At 72.6% G+C, this 22869-nt stretch carries 21 protein-coding genes; 13 read left to right on the plus strand and 8 right to left on the minus strand.

The features are described 5' to 3' along the window. Window positions 1–20: 20 nt before the first annotated feature. Window positions 21–551: an O-acetyl-ADP-ribose deacetylase gene (locus FYX01_RS11965; RefSeq protein ID WP_150240586.1), complete on the minus strand. Its 531-nt coding sequence runs from the start codon at window positions 549–551 to the stop codon at window positions 21–23. 226 nt (window positions 552–777) lie between these two features. Between FYX01_RS11965 and FYX01_RS11970 the strand changes: the two genes are divergently transcribed. The 3 genes from FYX01_RS11970 (at window position 778) to FYX01_RS11980 (ending at window position 2574) form a co-directional block, all read left to right on the plus strand. Beyond that, window positions 778–1140 carry a BlaI/MecI/CopY family transcriptional regulator gene (locus FYX01_RS11970; protein WP_077692211.1) on the plus strand — a complete coding sequence of 121 codons (363 nt, stop codon included), beginning with the start codon at window positions 778–780 and terminating at the stop codon, window positions 1138–1140. 5 nt (window positions 1141–1145) lie between these two features. Then, window positions 1146–2090: a M56 family metallopeptidase gene (locus FYX01_RS11975; protein ID WP_150240588.1), complete on the plus strand. Its 945-nt coding sequence runs from the start codon at window positions 1146–1148 to the stop codon at window positions 2088–2090. 187 nt (window positions 2091–2277) lie between these two features. Beyond that, window positions 2278–2574: a DUF2516 family protein gene (locus tag FYX01_RS11980; RefSeq protein WP_150240590.1), complete on the plus strand. Its 297-nt coding sequence runs from the start codon at window positions 2278–2280 to the stop codon at window positions 2572–2574. Here the strand turns inward: FYX01_RS11980 and FYX01_RS11985 are convergent. From FYX01_RS11985 to FYX01_RS11995, 3 genes are all read right to left on the minus strand, one after another. Then, entirely contained in the window at window positions 2562–5030 is a 2469-nt protein-coding gene (locus tag FYX01_RS11985) for a hypothetical protein (RefSeq protein ID WP_150240592.1), read from the minus strand. The two genes, FYX01_RS11980 and FYX01_RS11985, sit on opposite strands and share 13 nt — an antisense overlap. 163 nt (window positions 5031–5193) lie before the next feature. Further along, the gene (locus tag FYX01_RS11990; RefSeq protein ID WP_150240594.1) at window positions 5194–6198 is read right to left on the minus strand and encodes a neutral zinc metallopeptidase; all 1005 of its coding nucleotides are present in this window, start codon (window positions 6196–6198) and stop codon (window positions 5194–5196) included. 75 nt (window positions 6199–6273) lie between these two features. Then, entirely contained in the window at window positions 6274–7230 is a 957-nt protein-coding gene (locus FYX01_RS11995; RefSeq protein WP_190394280.1) for a neutral zinc metallopeptidase, read from the minus strand. An 84-nt stretch (window positions 7231–7314) separates the two neighbouring features. Between FYX01_RS11995 and FYX01_RS12000 the strand changes: the two genes are divergently transcribed. Both FYX01_RS12000 and dtd read left to right on the plus strand, forming a co-directional pair. Further along, window positions 7315–9153 carry a DUF2207 domain-containing protein gene (locus FYX01_RS12000; RefSeq protein ID WP_150240596.1) on the plus strand — a complete coding sequence of 613 codons (1839 nt, stop codon included), beginning with the start codon at window positions 7315–7317 and terminating at the stop codon, window positions 9151–9153. Between the two features lie 35 nt (window positions 9154–9188). After that, window positions 9189–9614: a D-aminoacyl-tRNA deacylase gene (gene dtd, locus FYX01_RS12005; protein WP_150240598.1), complete on the plus strand. Its 426-nt coding sequence runs from the start codon at window positions 9189–9191 to the stop codon at window positions 9612–9614. Between the two features lie 137 nt (window positions 9615–9751). Here the strand turns inward: dtd and FYX01_RS12010 are convergent, their stop codons facing one another. Next, the gene (locus FYX01_RS12010; protein WP_150240601.1) at window positions 9752–10447 is read right to left on the minus strand and encodes a response regulator transcription factor; all 696 of its coding nucleotides are present in this window, start codon (window positions 10445–10447) and stop codon (window positions 9752–9754) included. Continuing rightward, entirely contained in the window at window positions 10444–11637 is a 1194-nt protein-coding gene (locus tag FYX01_RS12015; protein WP_150240603.1) for a sensor histidine kinase, read from the minus strand. The genes FYX01_RS12010 and FYX01_RS12015 overlap by 4 nt, the downstream gene beginning before the upstream one ends. A 124-nt stretch (window positions 11638–11761) precedes the next feature. Between FYX01_RS12015 and phoU the strand changes: the two genes are divergently transcribed. The 3 genes from phoU to ispF all read left to right on the plus strand — a co-directional run bounded on the left by phoU (window position 11762) and on the right by ispF (window position 13748). After that, window positions 11762–12424 carry a phosphate signaling complex protein PhoU gene (gene phoU, locus FYX01_RS12020; RefSeq protein ID WP_150240605.1) on the plus strand — a complete coding sequence of 221 codons (663 nt, stop codon included), beginning with the start codon at window positions 11762–11764 and terminating at the stop codon, window positions 12422–12424. Window positions 12425–12759: 335 nt separating this feature from the next. After that, on the plus strand, window positions 12760–13242 hold the full coding sequence (locus FYX01_RS12025; RefSeq protein ID WP_026129182.1) for a CarD family transcriptional regulator: 483 nt from the start codon (window positions 12760–12762) through the stop codon (window positions 13240–13242). Window positions 13243–13277: 35 nt separating this feature from the next. Further along, a complete protein-coding gene (gene ispF, locus FYX01_RS12030; protein WP_190394290.1) occupies window positions 13278–13748 on the plus strand; it encodes a 2-C-methyl-D-erythritol 2,4-cyclodiphosphate synthase in 471 nt (156 codons plus the stop codon). A 242-nt stretch (window positions 13749–13990) separates the two neighbouring features. Here the strand turns inward: ispF and FYX01_RS12035 are convergent, their stop codons facing one another. Next, on the minus strand, window positions 13991–15835 hold the full coding sequence (locus FYX01_RS12035) for a DUF2637 domain-containing protein (RefSeq protein WP_150240609.1): 1845 nt from the start codon (window positions 15833–15835) through the stop codon (window positions 13991–13993). 294 nt (window positions 15836–16129) lie between these two features. Here FYX01_RS12035 and cysS point away from each other — a divergent pair, with 294 nt between their 5' ends. From cysS to FYX01_RS12055, 4 genes are all read left to right on the plus strand, one after another. Beyond that, the gene (cysS, locus tag FYX01_RS12040; RefSeq protein ID WP_150240611.1) at window positions 16130–17530 is read left to right on the plus strand and encodes a cysteine--tRNA ligase; all 1401 of its coding nucleotides are present in this window, start codon (window positions 16130–16132) and stop codon (window positions 17528–17530) included. A 133-nt stretch (window positions 17531–17663) separates the two neighbouring features. Then, window positions 17664–18629 carry a 23S rRNA (guanosine(2251)-2'-O)-methyltransferase RlmB gene (gene rlmB, locus FYX01_RS12045; RefSeq protein ID WP_150240613.1) on the plus strand — a complete coding sequence of 322 codons (966 nt, stop codon included), beginning with the start codon at window positions 17664–17666 and terminating at the stop codon, window positions 18627–18629. Between the two features lie 198 nt (window positions 18630–18827). Next, entirely contained in the window at window positions 18828–19133 is a 306-nt protein-coding gene (locus FYX01_RS12050) for a DUF8129 domain-containing protein (RefSeq protein ID WP_150240767.1), read from the plus strand. Between the two features lie 50 nt (window positions 19134–19183). After that, complete coding sequence (locus FYX01_RS12055; RefSeq protein ID WP_150240615.1) at window positions 19184–20206, plus strand: DNA topoisomerase IB; 1023 nt, start codon at window positions 19184–19186, stop codon at window positions 20204–20206. 28 nt (window positions 20207–20234) lie between these two features. On the opposite strand, the gene FYX01_RS12060 is transcribed toward FYX01_RS12055, so the two are convergent. Beyond that, window positions 20235–21629 (minus strand): YcaO-like family protein, encoded by a 1395-nt coding sequence (locus FYX01_RS12060; RefSeq protein WP_150240617.1) that lies wholly within the window; start codon window positions 21627–21629, stop codon window positions 20235–20237. A gap of 284 nt (window positions 21630–21913) precedes the next feature. Here FYX01_RS12060 and FYX01_RS12065 point away from each other — a divergent pair, with 284 nt between their 5' ends. Continuing rightward, a complete protein-coding gene (locus tag FYX01_RS12065) occupies window positions 21914–22822 on the plus strand; it encodes an SAM-dependent methyltransferase (RefSeq protein WP_150240619.1) in 909 nt (302 codons plus the stop codon). Window positions 22823–22869 lie beyond the last annotated feature (47 nt).

The raw sequence follows: 22869 nt of genomic DNA on the forward strand, positions 1-22869 counted from the left end.
CAGGCGGGCACGGGGACGGGTCAGCGGGGGGCGAAGGCCGTCTGGAAGGCCCGGAACGCGGTGTCGTCGAACAGGACCATGCGGATCTCCGGCACACGGACCCGCGCCGAGTGGACCGCCCAGGCGGCGATGCGCGCGGCGTCCGCGACCGGCCACCTGTAGGTGCCCGCGGAGATGGCGGGGAAGGCGATCGACTCCGCGCCCAGCTCGTGGGCGACCCGCAGGGACTCGCCGTAGCAGGAGACGAGCAGCGCGCTCCGGTCCTCGGCGGTGCTGTGGACCGGGCCGACGGTGTGGACCACCCACCGGGCGGGCAGCCGCCCGGCCGTGGTCGCCACCGCGTTCCCGACGGGCAGCCCGCTCCCGTAGTGCCCGGCGCGCAGCTGGCGGCACTCCTCCAGGATGGAGTCGCCGCCCTTGCGGTGGATGGCGCCGTCCACCCCGCCGCCGCCCAGGAGGGAGCTGTTGGCGGCGTTGACGATCGCGTCGACGCTCTGCTCGGTGATGTCGCCCCGGACGACGGAGATCCGGGAATGGTTCGGGGAGGCCATGGTGGTGCTTCCTTCCGGTGCTCGGGGGCAGTATCGACCCGGAGGGCGGTGGGAGTCCAGCCCTCCGGGGCGGGGACGCGTGATCGTTTTCACGGGTGTCGCCACCTGCCGGAAGGGGGCCGGACCCCCTCTGACCGGAAGCACGTGCTCCCTTGTCCCGTAGGTGATGAGGATTTAACCTGGGGGTACGACAACCGGTAGTACGACCCCCGGTAGACTCACAGGCATGAATCGGCTTGGCGAACTCGAACGCGCGGTGATGGATGTACTGTGGGCACGGAACGAACCAATGACGGTCCGTGAGGTCGGCAAGGCTCTCGCCGAACGCGACCTGGCGCACACGACCGTCATGACCGTGCTCGACAGGCTCGCCAAGAAGAAGGTCGTCACCCGGGCACGTGAGGGTCGTGCGTGGCGTTACCGTCCGGCAGCCAGCCGCGAGGCATACGTCTCCGAGTTGATGTTCGACGCGCTCGGGCAGACGGGAGACCGCGACGCCGCCCTAGCCGCCTTCGTCCAGTCCATGGACGGCGAGCAGGCTGAAGCGCTTCGGCGCGCACTCGCGGAAACCGAGCAGCCAAGGAACTAGTCCGTATGGTCAGTGCCGCACTCCTCACCCTCGTCGCGGTCTGCTGCCTCATCGCCATGGAAGTCCTTCACCGGGCGGAGTGGCCCTCCCGAGGCCCCTACACCGCCGTGATCACCTGGCAGGCTCTGGGCCTGGCCTGGGGTGTGTCCACCATCGGCGCGCTGCTGGCCTTCGGACTCTCCTCCTACCAGCTCGGCGCGGCCGGGGGCGCCATGGCCCTGGCCACCGACGCCTTCACCGGCGAACTGCTCCTCGCCGAGCTCTCCCAGGGCTTCGAGGGCATCACCCACATCGCTGCCGTGGTCCTGGCGATCGCGCTGACCCTCGTGCTCTTCTGCGGTCTGGTCGCCTCCTTCGTCCACGTGGTCCGCGTGCGCCGGCGCCACTACGACCTCCTCGAACTCGTCGCCAGCGACCACCCCGCCGTTCCCGGCGCCCGCGTGGTCGACCACCCGGCGGCCGCCGCGTACTGCCTCCCGGGTGTGCTCCGCTCGCAGGTGGTCATCAGCGCGGGAGCCCTCGCGGTCCTCGACAACCGGGAGCTGGCCGCCGTCCTGGCCCACGAGCGCGCGCACCTGCGCCAGCGCCACGACCTCGTGCTGCTGCCGTTCTCCTCCCTCAAACGCGCCTTCCCGCGGGTCCGCCTGGTGCGCACCTACTACGAGAGCGTCGCGCTGCTCATCGAGATGTGCGCCGACGACCAGGCCCGCCGCAAGAGCTCCTCGCGCGAGCTGGCCATGGCGCTGCTGCGCTTCGGCGCCGCGGGACCGGCCCCGGTGCCCGCCGGGGCGATGGCCGCCGTGCCCGAGGCCGAACCCGGTGTGATGCGGCGCGTCAACCGCCTCCTGCGCCCCGACGACGAACTCTCGTACCACACGGGAGCCTTCATCATGGGCGGCTCCGCATTCCTCCTGGCGACGGTCACCTGTCTCTGGCACATCCCCCTCTGACCGGTGGCGACCAGCCGCCTTCCGCCCGGGCCGGTCCGCGAACGGAAGCGCCCGGCCCCTCTCCGCCGTCCCGCCCCGGTGGCACGCGTGTGATTCGGGCCTCCGCGGGCACGATCGGCGCCGCCGGTCCGTTTACGGTGGAGAGCGGGCGGACCCCCCGCTCGGAACGTCCTCGGGAGTGTGCGTTTTGTTCTACCTGATCTGGCAGGCCATCTACCTGGTCACCTTCGTGGCCAGTCTGTACGCCCTGATCGAGGCGATTCGCACACCGGCCGCGGCGTTCGAGCTGATGGACAAGCAGACCAAGAAGCTGTGGGTCGTCCTCACCGGTGTGGCCACAGCCCTGTCCCTGCTGGCGGTGTTCTCCCACAGGGGGATGTTCGTCATCCTCGGACTGGTCGCCACCCTCGTCTTCCTGCTCGACGTGCGCCCGGCGGTCAAGGGTGTGGGAGGCAACAGCAACAGCGGCCCCTACGGTCCCTGATAGCACCCCTCGCCGCGGCCTCCTCCGGCAGCGCCCCCACGGGGTGCCTCCGCCTCCTCCATGGCCCTCAACACCCGCCGGAGCGCACCGGCGTAGGCGGGGTCGCCCGTGTAGCAGGAGTGGCCCAGGATCTCCGGCCGTCTGGCCTCTCCAGGCGGGGCGTCGTACGAGCGCGGGTCCGGCAGCGGCTCGGCCTGCTCCACGGTGAGCGGGGCCTCCGGTCCGCCGGAGGGGGCGCGCATCCGCACGGGTCCGGCGATCGCGTCGGTGACCCGCCACAGGTTGTGCCACGCCGACACCCGCTCCCGCAGGTCGGCGAACGGCCCCGGTCCGAAGTAGGCCGGGAAGTAGCGGGCGTACAGGCGGTCCAGCGGTGAGCCGTGCGTGAGCAGTGCGATGCGGCCCAGGCAGTCGGTGGGCAGCTGCCACACCGTGGCCGCCGCCAGCACCGACCCCTGTGAGTGTCCCGACAGCACCACGTCCGTGCCCTCCCGGCACATCAGGGCCACCCGGGCGGACAGCTGCGGCACCGCCCGCTCCGCGTAGGACGGCGGCGCCAGCGGGTGCGCCACCCTGGGCCAGAACGTGCCCACGTCCCACAGCGCGCCGACCGCCTGCCGTGTGGGCCGGTCGCGGTAGGCGCTGCGCCCGATCCACACCAGCGCCACCAGGGCCGCGCCGCCCAGCAGTGAGCCGACGCCGGTCAGCCCCGACACCACCCCCTGGGCGACCTCCCGCACATCGCTGGACACACTGGACACGGCCGTCGCCGCGGCCGCCGGACCGGCCGCCAGGTCCTCCGACAGCGCCGAGTACACCGCGAGCGCGCCCAGCGCCACCACCGGGAGCAGAAGCGCCCCCAGCACGGACGGCAGGACCTCGGTCATGCGGCCCGACGCCCGCGCGTGGGCGATGTCCCAGGTCCGGCGGTCGCGCACACTGCGCGCGTAGTCATCGGTGACCCCCGACAGGTGGGCCCGGGTGCCGCGGCGCAGCCGCAGGGCGAGCACCGCCACCACGGCCAGCACGATGGCCGCCTCCAGGGCGAAGGCCAGCTGGAGCCAGGAGTAGGCGGTCGGCACCGACAGCGGCAGGCAGTCCACCTCCGGCGTGGCCATGGAGCCGCAGCCGCTCAGCAGCAGCGAGCCCTGGTAGACGAGCGCGGCCGAGAAGCCACCGCCCAGCAGGGCGCCCAGCGTGGCCGTGGCCGGCCCCGCCAGACCGAGCATCGCCGTGTCGTCGTGGGCCCGGTCGGAGGCGAACAGCACCAGTGCCGCCACCAGCGTCACCAGCACCAGGGTCACCTGGACCGCGAACAGGGTGTTGAGCATCGCCCCGTCACCGGGCAGCCGTCCGGTGGCCGTCCACCCCGGGCGGGGCCACAGCGCGTACGCGACCACCGCCAGCCCCAGGACCAGGGTGGCGTCGCGCAGCAGGCGGCAGAGCCGGTCGGCCCGCGCGTTCCAGCGGGGGTCCACCCCGGGCACCAGGACGCTCAGCGTGCTCGCCGCCGCCACCACCGCGAGCAGCGCGGTCAGCACGGCGCCGGCGACCCAGGGGCCGGGCCCCTCGGGGAGGCCGTCCACCGCCGGAGCCAGGTCGTGCCGGAACGCCGGGACGAGCAGCAGCGCGGCGACCGTGCCGAGGGCCACCGAGATGTGCGCCGACCGCAGCCGGGCCATGGTCTCGCTGTTGCGCCAGAACTGGGCGTGGCTCAGCGGGGCGGCCGCGCCGGGCCGGGGCGGTACCGAGCTGGACACGACCTCGTACTCGGCGGCGGTGCGCCGGGAGAGCCGCCACAGCACCAGGACCACGGCCACCGGCAGCAGCGCTCCCACCACCAGGGCCGGGCCCGGCGCGGACAGCGGCGAGGAGGGTGAGCCCAGGAACGCCAGCCACGGGCGTGCCCGCACGCACTCCTCGCCCAGCCCGGCGGCGCACTGCCAGGCCACCAGGTCCATGCCGACTCCGGCCGCGGCCAGGGTGATGAGCACCGTCAGGGACAGTGCCAGCAGCCGCACGCCCGCGCCGTAGGCGTTGTTGGCCAGCCGCCGCGCCCCCGTCGGGGCGCGGTCCATCCGGCCCGGCCGCATCCAGTACGCCACGTTGACCAGCATGAACGGCAACAGCAGCAGCCAGAACGCCCGGGAGGCGCTTCCGGAGGTGAGGTTGCCCCAGGCGAACATCTCCCGGCGCACGCCCGGGACGGTCTCGGTGTCGGGTTCGCGGCGCCACCGGAAGAACCCCGCCAGCCGGTCCCCGCCCACCCGCATGGCGGGCTCCACGTCCAGCAGCTCCTCGGCCTGCCCGCCGCTGACACCGTGCACGCGCAACTCCACGCGCTCGCGGGTGGAACCCCGGTGCTCGGGCGGGACGGCGGAGGTCTCGGGGGAGCGGGGAGCGGGGGCGGTCGGGTCAGGCTCGTACGGATTGAGGGATGCGGCGAGGTCCGACATACCAAGCATCCTGCCACGCTGCGTGTCCGAGCGGCAGCACTCCACCGAACCCGTGGACAGCGGCGGGGGACCCCGCGTACGGGCCCTCCCGGCCACCGGGAGCACCGCCGGGGGACGTGCGCGCCGGAGGTCCGGGCACGCCGTCCCCGGCCGGCGTGCCCGGTCAGTGCACCAGGGAGCCGTCCGACACGTCCCAGGTGTTGCACGCCCCCGGATCCTGTTCCTCCCAGCCCGTCCGGGTCCACCTGACACTGTTGTCCACCGAGCCGTGCGTGCGCTCCTCTTCCGGACTGTCCTCGCGGTCGGCGGTGGCCGCCGCGTCCGTCAGCAGGGTCTCCAGATCGCCCTCGTCCAGCGGATAGCTCACCCGGACCGACCCCAGGAACGCCCCGGCCAGGCAGTTCGCCTGCAACTCGCTGCGGCGCGTCCACGAGTTGCGCTCCAGGGGGTCCTCGCTCAGCTCGCGCTGCTCGTGGTAGTACTCCAGCAACCCGGACTCCCCCTGCACGTGGTGGCCGTACTCGTGGGCCAGAAGGGAGGCGTACACCACGCTGCGCGTGGCGCCGTTCCACTTCTCCACCACGTCCGAGGTGCCGATGTAGATGCTCGTGCTCGCCCGGCAGTAGAACGCGCCGGCCCGCGACGGGTACTCCCGGCACGGGCTCGCCCCGGGCTCCTCCCAGAACACCCGCTCCGGCGGCGTGAAGGGGATGCCCGCACGTGCGAACTGGGTCCGCCAGGCGTCGTCCAGGCAGTCCGCGACCGCGTTCAGGAACGTCTCCATCGACTCCGCCTCGTCGACGTCCGGCTCGGCCACCGGGCACGGGCGCGGGCTCAGCCGCCCGGTCCCGTACAGCGGGTTGTCGACCAGCGCCACGTGCCCCGAGGGACGCTCCTGCTGCCCGAACCGCTCCGACAGCCCCGTCCGCCCCCCGCCGCCGGTCCACCCCGAGGGTTCCTGGCCGGGTTTCTCGTCGGAGTCGGGGACGGCACCGGAACCGGTGCCGTCGGCGGACGCGCCGGGCCCGGTGTCCTCCTCACCGGCCGTGGTCCATGACAGCAGGGCCAGCGCCAGCAGCACCACCACGAGAGCGGTCGTCAGGCCGGTCGCCCGCCGGTTGGCGCGCCGCGCCGCGGACGTCGGGGACTCACCGAACCCTGCGTACACCCCTGTCCGCCCACCCTGTCGTCGCCGTCCACCGGGCCGTACGGACCGGTTCCTGCCCGTGCCCCCGCCGGTGCGTCACCGCACCAGGTCCTCGGGAGCGTTCCACGTGTTGCACGCCGCCGGGTTCACACGGTCCATGCCGTGCACCGTCCACAGACGGCTGTTCTCCACCGAACCGTGGGTGTGCTCGTCTCCCCGGTCGGCGCGGAGCTCGACGTCGTCGAGGATATTCTCCCGTTCGGACCCGCCGAATCCCAGTGATTCGCCCGAGGAGCCCAGGAAAACCCCTCCCAGGCAATTGGCCTGGAGCTCGTTGCGCCTGGTCAGCTCGTCGGCCTCCCCATGTTCCACGCCCGTGCGCGCGCTGTGGAACTCGGCGAGGATACGCGACTGCCCCTGCACGTGGTGCCCGTACTCGTGGCTGAGCAGGAACGTGTACGCCTCGGGCTTGTCGCTGCCCGCCGAGGCCGCCACGACGTCCCGCACCCCCAGGTACAGGCCCTGGTTGGCCTGGCAGTAGAAGGCCGCGGTGCCCTCGGTGGGGAACGCCCCGCACGGACTGTGTCCGGCGGCGTACCAGTACACCCGGTTGGGCGCGGTGAACTCCATCCCCGCGGCCTCGAAGTAGGAGCCCCACGCCCGGTCCAGGCAGTCGGCGATCTCGTGGACGAAGGCCTCCACCGACTCGGGGTCCTCCTGGTCCAGCCCGGGTGCCTCGCAGGTCACCTCGCCGAGCTCGCCGATCCGGTACAGCGGGTTGTCGCCGAGCAGGTCGCCCCCGCCGGTTCCGGCCACCGGCCGCTCCGCCGACGCCTCGTCCATCGCCTCGTCCGCCTCGGAGGCCGGGAGCGAAGCCGGGTGCGACCACGCGTTCGACGACGGCAGCAGCGCGGAGATCGCGAGGAAGCCGGTGAACCCGGCCGCGGCCAGGCCCGTGCCCAGCGTGAGCGACACCCCGAGGCCCACCTGCTGGAGGAACCCGGGGTGCTCGGACCAGAAGTCCGGGCCCGACGTGGGCCCGCGCCTCAGCACGGCGGTCCGTCACAGCGCCTGGGCACGGCGGACGCCGTGCCCTGATGGGGAGGTACACCGGGGGACCGGATAGGCTCTCGCGTCATGTGGTGGGTCGGCTCCTGGCGCCCGGCCGTCGTGGTGGCGACGGCCCTCTTCGTGTTGTCCTCGCTGGTCACCGGGATCGTCGTCGCGTGGCCGAGGGGGGAGGCCCACGCCGCGGCGGCGGCACCGGCCCCCACAGTACCGGGGAGCCCCGTGGCCGCCTCCGGTGACCTTTCGAACCCGGAGATCACGAACGACATCCGGCTCGAACTCGACCGTGCGGGCATCCTCCACGGCGAGGAGACCCTCTCCTTCTCCGGCGGCGCACCGGTGGTCTTCACCCGGGCCCTCACCGAGACGATGCTGTACGACACCGACCACGACCGGGAGTTCGAGGTCACCGGGGTGCGTGCCACCGACCTGGACGGAAACGCCCTCGACGTGGACGTGCGCAAGGAGAACGGGGCCCTCTTCGCGGACATCCCCACGGCCGGGACCGCGGGAGCGGTGCTCACCTACCGGGTGAGCGGAACCGTCAGCGAGGTCGCCCAGGGAGTCCAGATGGAGTGGCGGGCGGTCGGTGCCTACAGCCACACCGTCCAGTCCACCAACGTCACCGTCACCGCACCGCTGCCTCCCGAGGCGCTCTCCTGCCTGGCGGGAGAGCCCCGCAGCGCCATGTACTGCACGGCCTCGGACATGGGGCCCGAGTCCGGGGTGGCGCACTTCCTCCAGGCCGACATGGACCCCAGCGACCGGCTCGACATCGTCGTCAACTACCCCTCCGGGACCGCCGAGGGGGAGCCCATCCTCACCCGACGCTGGTCGCTGGCGTCCGCGTTCGCCGTCACCCCGGCCACCGCCAGCGTGTTCGGTCTCCTGCTGGCGGTCCTGGTGGGCGGCCTGGCGGTGCTGATCCGCGTCCGGGGCCGCGACGAGCGCGCACTGCGCAAGGAGGCCGCGGCCGGTGAACAGGCACCGGTGTCCGAGAGCGAGCACGGACAGCTGAGGTTCGCCCCGCCGGACGGCGTGCGCGCCGGCCAGATCGGCACACTCGTCAACGAGACCGTGGACATCACCGACCTCACCGGCGCCGTGGTCGACCTGGCGGTCCGCGGCTACGTCCGCCTGGAGGAACTGCCGCACGAGAACTTCACGTCCGTGGACTGGCGCCTGGTCCGCCTGGACGGCCCGCCCGAGGACACCCTCCTGTCCTACGAGTGGATGCTGCTGGACGCGCTGTTCGGGGGGCGCCAGACGATCCGCCTGTCCCAGGTCGGGTCCCCACGCACGTCACCCGACTTCCCCGCACGCATCGACCGGGTTCGCGAGGAGCTGTACCGGGACATGGTGCGGATGAGGTGGTTCGCCCGCTCGCCCAACCAGGTGCGCGGCCGCTGGAGCACGATCGGCATGGCGGTGGCGGCCGCGGGCGTGGTCCTGACCGGCGCCCTCGCGATGTTCACCAGCGCGGCCTTCACCGGACTGGCCGTCGTCATCGCGGGCGCCGCCGTCACGGCGGGGGCGCAGTACATGCCCGCCAAGACCGCCCTGGGCAGCTCGGTGTACGCGCACACCGTGGGCTTTCGCGACTACCTGCTGGGCCCGCGCTCGGCGACCGCGCCCCCGGGTCAGCGCGTGGAGCTGTACTCGCGCTACCTGCCGTACGCGGTGATCTTCGGCGACGTCGACCGCTGGGCGAACATCCTGGCCTCGGCCGCGCTCACCGACCTGACCCCCGACGAGCTGACCGGCGACGGTCTGGCCTGGTACACGGGTCCCCAGGAGTGGCGGATCGAGGACTTCGCCGACTCCATCAGCACGTTCGCGGTGACGTTGACCGGGATCATCACCAACGTCCGGCGGCTGCGGCTGATCAACCAGCTCCAGCGGCGGTAGGACCGTCCGAGAAGGGCCAACACGAGGGAGGAACCATGCGCGCGGTCGTGCAGCGGGTGTCGCACGCGTCGGTGACGGTGGACGGCGAGGTGGTCGGACGGATCACCGAGCCCGGTCTGGCGGCGCTGGTGGGGGTGACCCACACCGACACCGCCGCGGAGGCGGCCAGGATCGCCAGGAAGCTGTGGACGCTGCGGATCCTGGAGGACGAGCGCTCGTGCTCCGACACCGGTGCGCCGCTGCTCGTGGTCAGCCAGTTCACGCTCTACGGCGACGCGCGCAAGGGCCGCCGCCCCACCTGGCAGGCCGCCGCCCCCGGGCCCGTCGCCGAGCCCCTCGTGGACGCGGTCGTCAAGGAGTTGCGGGAGCTGGGCGCAGAGGTCGCCACGGGGGTGTTCGGCGCGAAGATGTCGGTCGCCCTCACCAACGAGGGACCCTTCACCGTCATCCTGGAGGCCTGACCCGGCCCGGCCTTCGGGTCGTCGGCGGCCCACGGGCCCCGGACGGCGCGTGTCCCGGGCTGCGGTCGGCGCCACGGCCCGGGACACGGGATCAACCGGTGGAGAGGGGGAGCCCCGGAGAGGAGATCCCGTGCCCCTCAGACCTCGACGGTCACCGGCTCGAACTTGTAGCCGAGGCCGCGCACGGTCACGATGTACCTCGGGCTGCCGGGGTCCTCCTCGATCTTCGCGCGCAGCCGCTTGACGTGCACGTCGAGGGTCTTGGTGTCACCGACGTAGTCGGCGCCCCACACGCGGTCGATGAGCTGCATCCGGGTGAGCACCCGCCCGGCGTTGCGCAGGAGCACCTCCAGCAGCTCGAACTCCTTCAGGGGGAGCTGCACGTTGTCGCCGCGCACCGTCACCACGTGCCGCTCCACGTCCATGCGGACGGGACCGGCCTCCAGGGCGGCGGGCAGCACGACCTCCTCCTCGCCCCGGCGGCGCAGCACCGCGCGGATACGCGCGACCAGTTCGCGGGAGGAGAAGGGCTTGGTCACGTAGTCGTCGGCGCCCAGTTCCAGACCGACGACCTTGTCGATCTCGGAGTCCTTGGCGGTCAGCATGATCACGGGGACGTTGGACTTCTGCCGCAGGGTCCGGCACACCTCGGTGCCGGACAGCCCGGGCAGCATCAGGTCCAGCAGCACCAGGTCGGCCCCGGTACGGTCGAAGGTCTCCAACGCCACGGTCCCGGTGGACGCCACGGCGACCTCGAAGCCCTCCTTGCGGAGCATGTACGACAGGGCGTCGCTGTAGGATTCCTCGTCCTCGACAACGAGTACACGCGTCACTGTGCCGCCTCCTGACGGTCGGTGTTCCGGGCGGCCTCGGGCCCCCGGCTCTCAGGTCTGGGCAGACGCAGAGTGAACGTCGACCCGGACCCCTCCTTGCTCCACACGGTCACTTCTCCACGGTGGTGGGTCATGATGTGCTTGACGATCGCCAGGCCCAGACCGGTACCCCCGGTGGCCCGGCTCCGAGCGGCGTCCACACGGTAGAACCGCTCGAAGATCCTTTCCAGGTCCTGCTGCGGGATCCCGATGCCCTGGTCGGCGACGCTGATGTCCACGCTGGACCTGGTGACCCCGACCGACACGGCGACCCGGGTGTTCTTGGGGCTGTAGGCCACGGCGTTCGCGACCAGGTTGCGCAGGGCCGTGCCCAGCAGCCCCTCGTCGCCCAGGACCGTGACGCCCTCGGCGCCGCTGCCGACCAGTTCGATCCCCTTGGCGTCCGCGGGCATCCGCACCGAGTCCAGCGCCTCCTCCACGACGGGTCCGAGGTCGACCCGGGTGGGTGCGGTCATCGGCTCGGCGCCCTGGATGCGGGAGAGCGTGATGAGGTCCTGGATGACGGCGGTCAGCCGGGAGGCCTCGGTCTGCATGCGCTCGGTGAAGCGACGCACGGCTTCCGGGTCGTCACTGGCGTCCTGTACCGTTTCCGCCAACAAGGACAGGGCGCCCACCGGGGTCTTCAGTTCATGCGAGATGTTGGCGACGAAGTCGCGGCGCACCGCCTCCAGGCGTCGGTGTTCGGTCTGGTCCTCGGCCAGGACCAGCACCAGCCCGGTTCCCCCCAGGGGGGCCACCCGTACGGCGAAGGACGTGGCGTCGGGACCGAACTTGCGTACGGCCACCTCGATGTCGGTCTCCCGGATGACGCCGTCCCGCCGCACCTGCCGGGCCAGGGCCAGGAGCTCACTGATCACCAGTTCCTCGCCCCGGACGATGCCGAAGGCACGCGCGGCGGAGGAGGCGCGCAGGACCCTGTCGGCGGAGTCCAGCACCACGGCGGAGGAGGGAAGCGCGGAGAGCACCTCGGCGATACCGGGCGGAAGCGTGCTGCCGTCCCGGCGCTCCGGCGGTGGCGCCTGCCGCGAGGTGGCGCCCGTACGGAAGAGGGCCCCGGCGAGAACGCCGATGACGACGCCCACAACGAGTCCGATGATGCCGGTCACAGCGGCGAGAAGTTCTCCTTGCACGTTTCGATCGTAAACGTGCGGAGGGGATATTTACCCGGTCGGGGCATGTGACATAACCGAGCTTCTTCCATCGTTCACCGAATCTTGGCCGATCCTTCAAACAACCACTGGGAGCATTGACGCCATGCGAGATACCTACCACGACGACCTTGACAGCCTGAGCGAGCGCCTCGTCGAGATGACACGGCTCGCCCGGCACGCCGTCGCTCGCGCGACCACGGCGCTGCTGGACAGTGACCTGGACGCGGCCCAGGAGGTCATCTCCGGTGACGAGGCGATCAACCGACTCGACCAGGACATCGAGGACACCGCCTTCAGCCTGATGGCGCGGCAGCAGCCGGTCGCCTCGGACCTGCGGACCATCATCACCTCGCTGTACATGCGCGGCGACCTGGAGCGGATGGGCGACCACGCCGTCCACCTGGCCAAGATCGCGAGGCGGCGGCACCCGGACTCGGCGATCCCCAAGCCGGTCAGGTCGATCGTGCTGGAGATGGGGCACCAGGCGGAACTGCTGGTGACGAAGGCCGGTGAGGTCATCACGGGGCGCGACCCGGACACCGCTCTGGAGCTGGACAAGGACGACGACACGATGGACCGGCTGCGCCGCAAGCTGCTGCAGCGCATCCTCTCCCCCGGATGGGAGTACGGGGTGGAGGCCACCATGGACGTCACCCTGGTCGGCCGGTTCTACGAACGCTTCGGTGACCACGCGGTGCACGTCGCCGACAACCTCGTCTACATGGTGACGGGAGAGAAACGGGAGGACTACGACCCGGAAGGGTGACCGCGGTTCGTGCGCGACCCCTCTTTCGCGCCGGACCGGCGGGGTTCCGTGACCGTCTCCGGGGCCGTGTGTCCGGGGTGACGCGGTGTCGTGATATCCGTCGCTCCGGTGCCTTCGTGAACCCCCGGAAGGGCCCGCGCCCGGGCCCTCCCGAAGGGGCGGCCACGGCCTCGGAAGCCCTTCCGCACAGGGCCTGACCAGGTACGCGGCCGACTTCGGGTAGACTTTGTCAAGCCCTGAAAAGCGTGGCCTGACCTGCGTGTTCGCAAACCTAATAGGTACGTTAAGTCACAGATTCATGGTATCCTTGTGGTAGCGGAAGGGGTACCTGTCACATGGCTTTCAAGGTCGGCGACACTGTTGTCTACCCCCATCATGGGGCTGCTCGTATTGAAGCGATCGAGACTCGCACCATTAAGGGCGAGGACAGAACCTACCTCGTTCTGAGGGTCGACAAGGGCGATCTGACGGTGCGTGTGCCGGCCGCGAACGCCGAGGACGTCGGCGTTCGCGACGTGGTGGGGCAGGAGGGCCTGGACAAGGTCTTCGAGGTGCTTCGCGCACCACACACCGAAGAGCCCACCAACTGGTCCAGGCGCTACAAGGCCAACTTGGAGAAGTTGGCGTCGGGCGACGTCAACAAGGTCGCCGAAGTGGTCCGGGACCTGTGGAGGCGGGACAAGGAGCGCGGTCTGTCCGCCGGCGAGAAGCGGATGCTCGCCAAGGCGCGACAGATCCTGGTCAGCGAACTCGCTCTCGCCGAAAAGACCAACGAGGACAAGGCCGAGGCCCTCCTCGACGAGGTTCTCACGAACTGAATCCCGGTCTCGGAATCACGTAATTCATGACGAAAATGCCTCGGGTGGGCGTCGGAACCGACGTCCACCCGTTTTCTCCTGAGCGCACACTTTTCCTCGCTGGTTTGGAATGGCCGGGAGAAGAGGGTGTCAGCGGCCATTCCGACGGCGATGTCGCCGCTCACGCCGCGTGCGACGCGTTGCTGTCCGCGTGCGGACTGGGGGACCTCGGGTCCAACTTCGGTACTGCGGACCCGCGGTGGAAGGGCGCCTCCGGCGCCGCCCTGCTGACCGAGACCGCCGCACGCGTGCGCGCGGCCGGCTTCGAGATCGGCAACGTGGCCGTCCAGATCATCAGCAACCGCCCCAAGTTCGCCCCGAGGCGCGCGGAGGCCGAGAAGGCGCTCTCAGAGGCCGTGGGAGCGTCCGTGAGCGTGTCGGCGACCACGACCGACGGCCTGGGCCTCACCGGCCGCGGGGAGGGCATCGCGGCCGTCGCGACGGCCCTGTGCGCTCCCGCGGACTGACGGACCTCCCCTCACGGTGCCGGGGACGCCGTACAGACGGCATGGCTACGTGCACGGGAGCGACGCGGCGAGGTCCCGATGCCCGTCAACGGCCGCCCCGGGGCCGTCATCGCACCGGGGACCACCCGTCAGCGGTCGTCCGCCTCGACATCCGCCGAGGCGGGACCGCCGGGATCGCGATCACCCGCGCCGGGCGCACCGACCACGTCGCGCCGTCGCCCGCCGCCCGCTGAGCGGTGCGGTCACTCGTCCGGGCGGAGCGGCTCGCTGCGCACCCGCCGTGACGGCGGGCCCGACGCGAAGTCCGTGACCGGCGGCCTGCGCGGCTTGAGCACCATGGGGCGCTTCTCCAGCGGCGCCCGCGGCCCGCGCCGCATCGGCTGGGGGCCTCCCCCGGAGCCTGACCCGGGGGCCCGCTCACCCTCCTCGTCCTCGTCACCGGTGGAGGGGAGATCCTCCGCCTCGGGCAGGGGCTCGGAACCGGTTCCGGGTTCCGGGGGCCAGGCCTCCACGTGGTCACCGTGGGGCTCGTGCTCCTCCTCGTCCCCCTGGCGAATCTCCGCCTTCTCCGACTCCTCCGTCTCCCCGGGCTCCGGAGCGGCGCCGACGGGCTCGTCCGGGGGGCTCGCGGCGCCCGGGGGCATGTCGCCGATCCGGAACGCGGCACGCACCTCGGGGCCCACGTCGTGGTCCAGCGCGGGCGTCGTCTCCGGCTCCCGGTACTCCTCCACGGGCGGCGGGGACTCCTCCGGCGGTGTCCACACCGGCGGCACGTAGTCCGACAGGACGCGGGCGCCGGTGTCGGAGTCGTCCTCGGGCGGCTCCCAGAGCGGGGCGTCCGGCTCGTCGGCCCCACCGGTCCCACCGATTCCGTCCGGGGCCTCCGGCGGCGGGTCGTGTTCGGTCCCGGAGCCGCTCCGGTTCCGCGCGGACGGGGCGGGCTCCGGCTCCTCGGACTCCGGCTCCTCGGGTCCCGGTCCCGGCCGGGACCCCGGCTCGGGCTCCCGCCCGGCATCCGGTTCGGGGGCCCGTGCGGGCTCCGGTGCGGGCCGGGCCTCCGGAGCTCCGGCCGGTGGGGCGTCGGCCTCGTCCGAGGCCGGATCACCGGGCGGCGGCGCGTGGTCGAAACCCTCGTCGGCGAGGTGGTCCGGTACCACCACGACCGGCTCCGGACCGGAACCGGCGGGCGCGGCCGCTCCGGGCACCACCGGGACCTGTTCGGCGGCCCGTCTGATCGGGTTGTGCCCGACCCGGGAGCGCCGGGGCAGGGAGGCGGCCGGAGCGGAGGACTCCGGGCGGTCCTCGCCGGCCTGCGGCTCGGGGACCGCGTCCGGCACCGACTCGGTCCCGGAGGCGTCCTCGTCGGCCTCGGTGGTGTCCCCTGGCCCGGCTTCGGGCTCGGGGGCGTCCTCACGGGGCAGCGGTTCGGTGGCGGCGGTCCCGTCGTCCCACCGGTCCCTCTCCCAGTCCCAGTCCCGGTCGGCCGCGTCCTCCCCCTCCCCGGGAGGGGCGGTCGAGGCGGGCGTCTCCGCCGGGGGGACCACGGCACGGGCGTGCAGCACCGTGGTGGGGTCGTCCGCCGGGCGCGACCGTGCGGCCGGCCCGCGGCGGCGCCGCCTGCGCGTGTGGGCGCGCAGGGCCATCCACAGCAGGAACGCCACCAGCAGGCCCGCGAGCGGCGCCACCGCCACGATCACGTTGGCGACCCCCTGGTGCACCCGCTCGATGAGCTGGAAGTTGTTCAGCAGCATCGCCGCGGCCGCGAACAGGACCAGGAGCGGGATCAGCGCCAGGTCGACCCAGAACCGCTCACGCGGGTGCGCGTCGCGCAGGAGGTAGCTCACCCAGCACGCCATGGCCAGCAGCAGCGTGTAGGCCACCGGGAACAGGTGGGCGAGGAAGCTGCCTTCGTGGCCGCCGTGCTCGGCGAACCGGAAGATGCCGTTGTAGGAGATGACGAGGGCGCACAGGGCGATGAAGCCGACGAACAGGGCGCCACCGACGGGAGCACCGGCTCCCGAACCGCGACCTGCCGTGGGCCGACCGTCCCGTGTCCCTGACTCGGGGGCGTTGTTGTAAGGGGCCATCGCCTTCGCAGCGTAGTCGAGGCCGTGACGCGAACACGAGATTCCGGATGATTATGGCCGCTTCCAGACGAGCCGTCCTGAAGACGTTCTGTGTCGTTCTGTCGGGATATGCAGGAGATAGTGACCCGAGGATCGGGGAGGACGAACTGTGTGGCGGGGCTGTCCCACATCCCAGTTGCCCGAATACGGCTAATCACATATATGCACTTGGGGATGTCCGCGAAGGCTTCCCTCGGGATCGCGGTCCCTGGTTTGTGACGTCCGCGCGAGGGGAAAGCGGATAGGCTTGACAACGTGAGTCTGCGCTTCTATGACACCAGTGCCCGACAGGTCCGCGAGTTCGTCCCCCTGCGCGAGGGATCCGCCTCCCTGTACCTGTGCGGTGCCACGGTGCAGGCACCCCCGCACATCGGACACATCCGGTCCGGGGTGAACTTCGACATCCTGCGCCGCTGGCTGACGCACCTGGGGTACGACGTCGCCTTCTGCCGCAACGTCACCGACATCGACGACAAGATCATCAGGGTCGCGGCGGACGAGGGCGTGCCCTGGTGGCAGGTCAGCGAGCGCAACCAGCGCGCCTTCACCCACGCCTACGAGGTCCTGGGCTGCCTGCCGCCCACCGTCGAGCCGCGGGCCACCGGGCACGTGCCCGAGATGATCGACCTCATGCACCGCCTCATCGACGCGGGCCACGCCTACGCCGCGGGCGACGGCTCCGGCGACGTCTACTTCGACGTGAGCTCCTACCCGCCCTACGGCGGGCTGTCCAACCAGCGCCCCGACCAGGTCGTGGAGTCGGCCGACTCCGACGCGGGCCGGGCCAAGCGCGACCCCCGCGACTTCGCCCTCTGGAAGGGCGCCAAGCCGGGGGAGCCCAGCTGGGACACCCCGTGGGGACGCGGCCGCCCCGGCTGGCACCTGGAGTGCTCGGCGATGTCCACCAAGTACCTGGGCCCCAGCTTCGACATCCACGGCGGCGGCCTGGACCTGGTCTTCCCGCACCACGAGAACGAGCTCGCCCAGTCCCGCGCCGCGGGCGACGGCTTCGCCCAGTACTGGCTGCACAACGGGATGCTCGTCGTCGGCGGCGAGAAGATGAGCAAGTCGCTGGGCAACTCCCTGCTCATCCCGCAGATGGTGCGCAAGGTCCGTCCCGTCGAGCTGCGCTACTACCTCGGCCACGTGCACTACCGCTCCGCCATCGACTACTCCGACGAGGCCCTCCAGGAGGCGGCCACCGCCTACCAGCGCATCGAGGGCTTCCTGACCCGGGCCGTCGAGGTGCTGGGCGAGGTCGCCCCCGCCGCCGACGTGCCCGCCGAGTTCGCGTCCGCGCTCAACGACGACCTCGGGGTCTCCCAGGCCCTCGCCGTCGTGCACGGACACGTCCGCGAGGGCAACACGGCGCTGGCCGCCGGAGGCAAGGAGAAGGTCGCCGAGATCGCCGGCGAACTGCGCACCATGCTCGACGTCCTCGGCCTCGACCCGCTCAGCGAGCAGTGGGCCGACGGCGACCAGGGGCTGCGCGAGGTCGTCGACGCCCTGGTGGCGGTCGCCCTGGAGCAGCGCCAGGCGGCCCGCGGGCGCAAGGACTACGCGGCGGCCGACGCGATCCGCGACCAGCTCACCGAGGCGGGCATCGTGGTCGAGGACACCCCGCAGGGCCCTCGCTGGGACCTGCGCCGAGGCTGAGCCGACACGTGTGGTGACACGGCGGCGCTAGGCTGGGAGTTTGCCGCCGTGTTCGCACCGGTCGGCGATATTCCACCAGCCGGACGCCCCGCGCCTCCGGCATGTTCGCGATACGTACGGGGAGGCGGCGACCATGCCGGCGAAGAAGAACAAGAAGGGCCCGACCAAGGGCAGCGGCGGGAAGAACCGCCGTTCACTGGAGGCCAAGAGCGGCACCCTGCCCGCCGAGCAGCGGCACTGGTACGAGGGCAAGCAGCGGGCCAAGGCCACCCGGCGCGCCAAGTCCTCCGACGGCCAGCCGCGCGGCGGACCGGGTTCCGACCGTCGCCGCCCGGACAGCTCCGACCTGCTGGTCGGACGCAACCCGGTGGTGGAGGCGCTGCGTGCGGGGATGCCCGCCACCCGCCTGTTCCTGGCCAACAGCCTCGACCCCGACGAGCGGGTCAACGAGGCCGCCCGGGTCGCGGGCGAGCAGGGCGTGGACGTGGTCGAGGTGACCCGCACCGAGCTCGACCGCCGCTGCGAGAGCAACGGGCAGCCCGGCGCCGCCCACCAGGGGATCGTGCTCCAGGTGCGGCCCTACCAGTACCGGACTCCCGAGGGCCTGCTGGACAACGCGCTGGAGTCCGACACCCCGCCGCTGGTCGTCGCCCTGGACGGGGTCACCGACCCGCACAACCTGGGCGCCATCGCGCGTTCGGCCGCCGCGTTCGGCGCGCACGGACTCCTCATCCCCGAGCGCCGCTCGGCCGGGGTCAACATGACCACCTGGAAGACCTCCGCCGGCACCCTGGCCCGGCTGCCCGTGGCCCAGGCCACCAACCTGACCCGGGCCCTGGAGGTCTTCAAGAAGGCGGGCCTGTTCGTCGTCGGCCTCGACTCCGAGGGCGACACCCCGATCACGGGCCTGGAGCTGGCCACCGGCCCGCTGGTGGTCGTGGTGGGCTCGGAGGGCAGGGGCCTGTCCCGCCTGGTGCGCGAGACCTGCGACGTGGTCGCGAGCATCCCGATCGGCAACGCGGAGTCGCTGAACGCCTCCGTGGCCGCAGGAGTGTCCCTCTACGAGGTGGCCCGCCGCCGAGCCGAGAACGACGGCTAGGGACCGTCCCTCCGCGGGTCCCGGCGGGGCCCGGGGAGGCGTGTCGTCCCGGTGCCCCGGTCCCGCGGGCTCCGGCGAAGGGGCGGCGCTTCGCGCGGCGGGGGCCGTACGAGGCGCCGCCCCCGTTTTCCCTCTCGGTGTACGGGTAGCTGTGCGGCTACGTCCGTACCGTCCGAAGAGGAAACGCAGGTGAGCGACATGCCGGCGGCGACACCTCCCGTTCCCGACTACGACGACCTGCCGGTCGGTGAACTGCGTGAACGCGTCCGCTCCCTGTCAGAGGAACAGGTACGCGAACTGATCGGCTACGAGCAGAGCCACGCCGACCGCATGGAGGTGCTGGAGCTCCTCCAGGACCGTCTGGACGGGCTCACCGAAGGGGACGGGGCCTCCGAGGGGGCCGGTCCCGAGGGCGCCCCGAACCCCGGGGACGAGGCCGGCGCGGACACGGGACCCGGGAGCGCGGAGTGCCCGCCGCCCGACCGCCGGACGGAGCGGTCCTGACCGGCGTCATCCCCAGGAGGTCCCATGGGTATCCGTGACGGGGGCGCGGTATGACGCTGCGGCGCAGTGACCCGGCCGAACCGGGGATCACCCGGATCCGGCGCGGACGCGGTTTCCGCTACCACGGCCCCCGGGGAAAGCCGGTCACCGACCCCGACGAGATACGGCGCATCAAGGAACTCGTGGTGCCGCCCGGCTGGCACGACGTGTGGATCTGCCCCTTTCCGGAGGGGCACATCCAGGCGTGCGGCACCGACGACGCGGGCCGCCGCCAGTACGTCTACCACCGGGAGTGGCGGCGCAGGAGCGAGGAGGCCAAGTACGACAGGATGCTCGACTTCGCGGAGGTGCTCCCCGGGATCAGGAACACGGTGGCCGGGCATCTGCGCCGTCGCGGACTGGTGCGCGAGCGCGTCCTCGCGGCGGCCGTCCGGCTGGTCGACCTGGGTTTCCTGAGGGCGGGCGGGGAGACCTACGCCGCCCGGAACGACTCCTACGGGGTGGCGAGCCTGCTGCGCGAGCACGTCCACCGCACCGGGGACAAGGTCGTGTTCGAGTTCCCGGGCAAGTCGGGCAGGGAGCACCACGTCGAGTGCGCCGAACCCGAGATCTGCCGGGTGGTCTCCGGGCTCCAGCGCGTCCGCTCCCCGGGACAGGACCTGTTCGCCTACCGCGCCGGGGACGACTGGCACGACGTGACCAGCGACGACCTCAACTCCTACCTGCGGGACATCACCGGGGAGGAGCACACGCTCAAGGAGTTCCGGACCTGGCACGCGACGGTGCTGGCCGCGGTGGGACTCGCGGTGGCCGTACCCCCGGACGACGACAGGGCCCTCGCGCGCCTGAGGACCCACGTGGTCCGCGAGGTGGCCGAGTACCTGGGCAACACCGAGGCCGTGGCCCGGAGCTCCTACATCGATCCACGGGTCTTCCGGCTGCACGAACGGGGGGTGACGGTCGCCCCGTCGCTACCGGAGCTGGGCAAGGAGGTGCCCGCGGGAGAACTCGCCACCCAGGGCGAGGTGGAGAAGGCGGTGCTGCGCATGCTGCGCGAGCACGGCGACGCCTGACCCGCCCCGGCCGGCGGCGGGACGGCGTTCACCCCGCTCCGCCCCGCCTCCGGAGACGACGGCCCCGCCGGCCGGGAAGGGCCAGGAGGCCCTTGGTGACGAGGTGGAACCGCTCCAGGCCCGGGCACTGGACCTGCACGACCGTCGTTCCGTGTTCCAGGGTCCGGAGCGGGTGGGCCGCGACGCGGTGGCCGGCCCCGGAGAGCCGTTCCACGACCGCGGCCCGCTGGAGGGCCACGCCGGTGCCCGGCGGAACGGTCTCGGGAGGAATCGCGGCCGGGGCCGCCTCGCCGAGCCGGTCGGCGAAGTCCAGCATGGCGCAGGCCAGGAGACGGGGATGCCCGGCGAACCGGGACCGGACCCCCTCGGCGACGTCGTGATCGGCGACGAGCTGGGCGAAGGGCCCCGTGCGCTCCGGTGAGGCCGACTGTTCGGCCACGACCCGGGCGAGCAGCTCGCCCTGGACGAACTCGGTGACGGCGCGCTCCACGGCGAGTTCGCCCGACAGGGAGGCGCCGAGCCCGTAGCGGTGGTCCGGGGTCCTCCCCGGCCGATCGGGGGCGTAGGCCATGACCACGGGGACACCGAGGTCGGTGGTCAGGTCGAGCAGGACCACGGGGCCGCCGACGAGGTCGCGGGCGCGGTCCAGGTGGGCGCGCAGGGAGTCGGGCAGGGCCTCGCGGGGCACGCGTGCGGGCACGGGACCGCCGTCGTAGACGCAGCCCAGGAGGAACAGCGAGAACGCGTCGCGCTCCACCCACTCGTTCAGGGCGTGCAGGAGCGCCTCGTCGCGGGTGGCGCCGATGGCGCAGCCGGAGTTGACGCTGTAGGACATCGCCGATCCGTAGTCGGCGGTGTCGCCGACGGCGCGGCGCAGCCGCGCCGCCTCTCCGGTGGGCAGCGGGTACCAGGGCGCCCACAGGAACACGGGGACGTCGACGGGTGGTCCGCCGTCGAGCGCGGCATGGCGCACGCAGGCCACCCGGGCGTCGTCCTGGGCGGCCACGTCGCGGACCGCGCGGTCGGCGGCGAAGGGGCCCCGGGCCAGGTCGGCGGCGTCGACCAGCCGCAGCGGCAGGGACTCCAGGACGGTGGGGCCGGTGAACGCGTGCTCCAGGGCCTCGAACTGCGCGCCGACGCGCGCGGGCGCGCCCGGGCCCTTGCCCGCGCCGAGCCCGTAGGGGACCTCTGCACCGTCCGCGTCCCACAGGCCGCACTGGACGGCGGTCGGCTCCCGGCCGTCGAGCACCCGGTACCGCGAACTCCAGCCGAGGGCGCGCACCTCGGCGCGGACCCGCCGCTCCGCCTCCTCCAGCGAAAGCTCGCGCTCGCGCGTACCGGACCACCTCCGGTCGCCCGGTCCGGGGAGCGGGACCGAGCCGTCCCGCTCCCCGGACACGGGGACCCACGAGGACCGCGGCACCGCTACTCCGCGGTCTCCTCGTCCAGTTCCTCGACAGCGGGGGCGATGTCGTCCGCGTTCTCCAGCGGAACGGTCCACTCGTAACCGGCGCAGGCCATGTCGTGACTCCTCAGCGGTAGGCACACTGAACGCGACGTTGTGTACGCGCTCCCGTACTCTTTACCCCAGCATGGTGACGCCTGTCACCATGAAAGCGCGAAAAAGCAGGCGATCCGTCTGATGTGGGACCGGGTCCCGAAACACGGGGAGTGCGCCGGGACGCGGGGGGGTGGCACACTCACGCCATGGCCAACGCCGGACCCGACCCCGCGACCCGCGTCGACGCGTGGCTCAGCGGCGCCTGGACGCTGGCGGCGCTCGCCGCCGCCTCGGAGGGCCGACCGCTGTCGCGGGAACACGGCAGACTGCTGGCCGCCGCGGGGTGCGCCGAACCCGACGGTGACGGGTGGCGGCTGCTCCCGGCCTACCGGGCCCTCCTCGCGGGCCCCGCCGGTCCGTCGGCCTTTCCCCGCAGGGTCGCACGACAGCTGGGCCAGGCCGCCGACGCCGCCGCGGGCCGGGACGGCCATGAGGAGGAGGACGACGCGGCCCTCCTGGCGGAGGGCGTCGCCTCCGGCGAGCGGATGGGGGCCTTCCTCGACCTGCTGGGGGAGCGCGTGCCGGGGTTCGGCGACCTCCTGGAGGAGGACGGCCTGCGCTTCCTCGACGTGGGGACCGGAGTCGGCGCCATCGCGGCCGCGGTGCTCGACCGGGTCCCCGGATCCAGCGCGGTCGGCCTGGACGTCGAGCCCCGGGCGCTGCGCCTGGCCGAGCGCCACCTGGCCGGACGCGGCCTGGGCGACCGGGTCGAACTGCGCCTGCTGGACGTGGCCGACCTCTCCGAGCGGGGCGTCTACGACCTGGCCTGGTTCCCCCTGGCGGCCCTCGCCCCCGGCGCCGTCGAGCGGGCCCTGCCCCGCGTGCGCGACGCCCTGCGGCCGGGCGCGCGCCTGCTCACCGCGACCGTGCTGCGCGACGATCCGGCCGGTGACGTGCGCGAGGCGGTCGTGCGCTGGCGCATGTCCCTCAGCCGGATCACCCCGTGGGGGCCGGGGGAGACGGCGCGCGAGCTGACGGCCGCGGGCTACCGTGACGTGCGGTGCGTGGAGACGCCCGAGCGGGCCCTCACCCTCGTCACCGCCCGTGCCCCGTGACCTCGTCTGCGCCGTGCGGTCTCCCCCGGCCGGTTCCCGCGGGGGAC

Source organism: Nocardiopsis quinghaiensis (assembly GCF_008638365.1).
In the GTDB taxonomy this organism is placed as follows: Bacteria; Actinomycetota; Actinomycetes; order Streptosporangiales; family Streptosporangiaceae; genus Nocardiopsis; species Nocardiopsis quinghaiensis.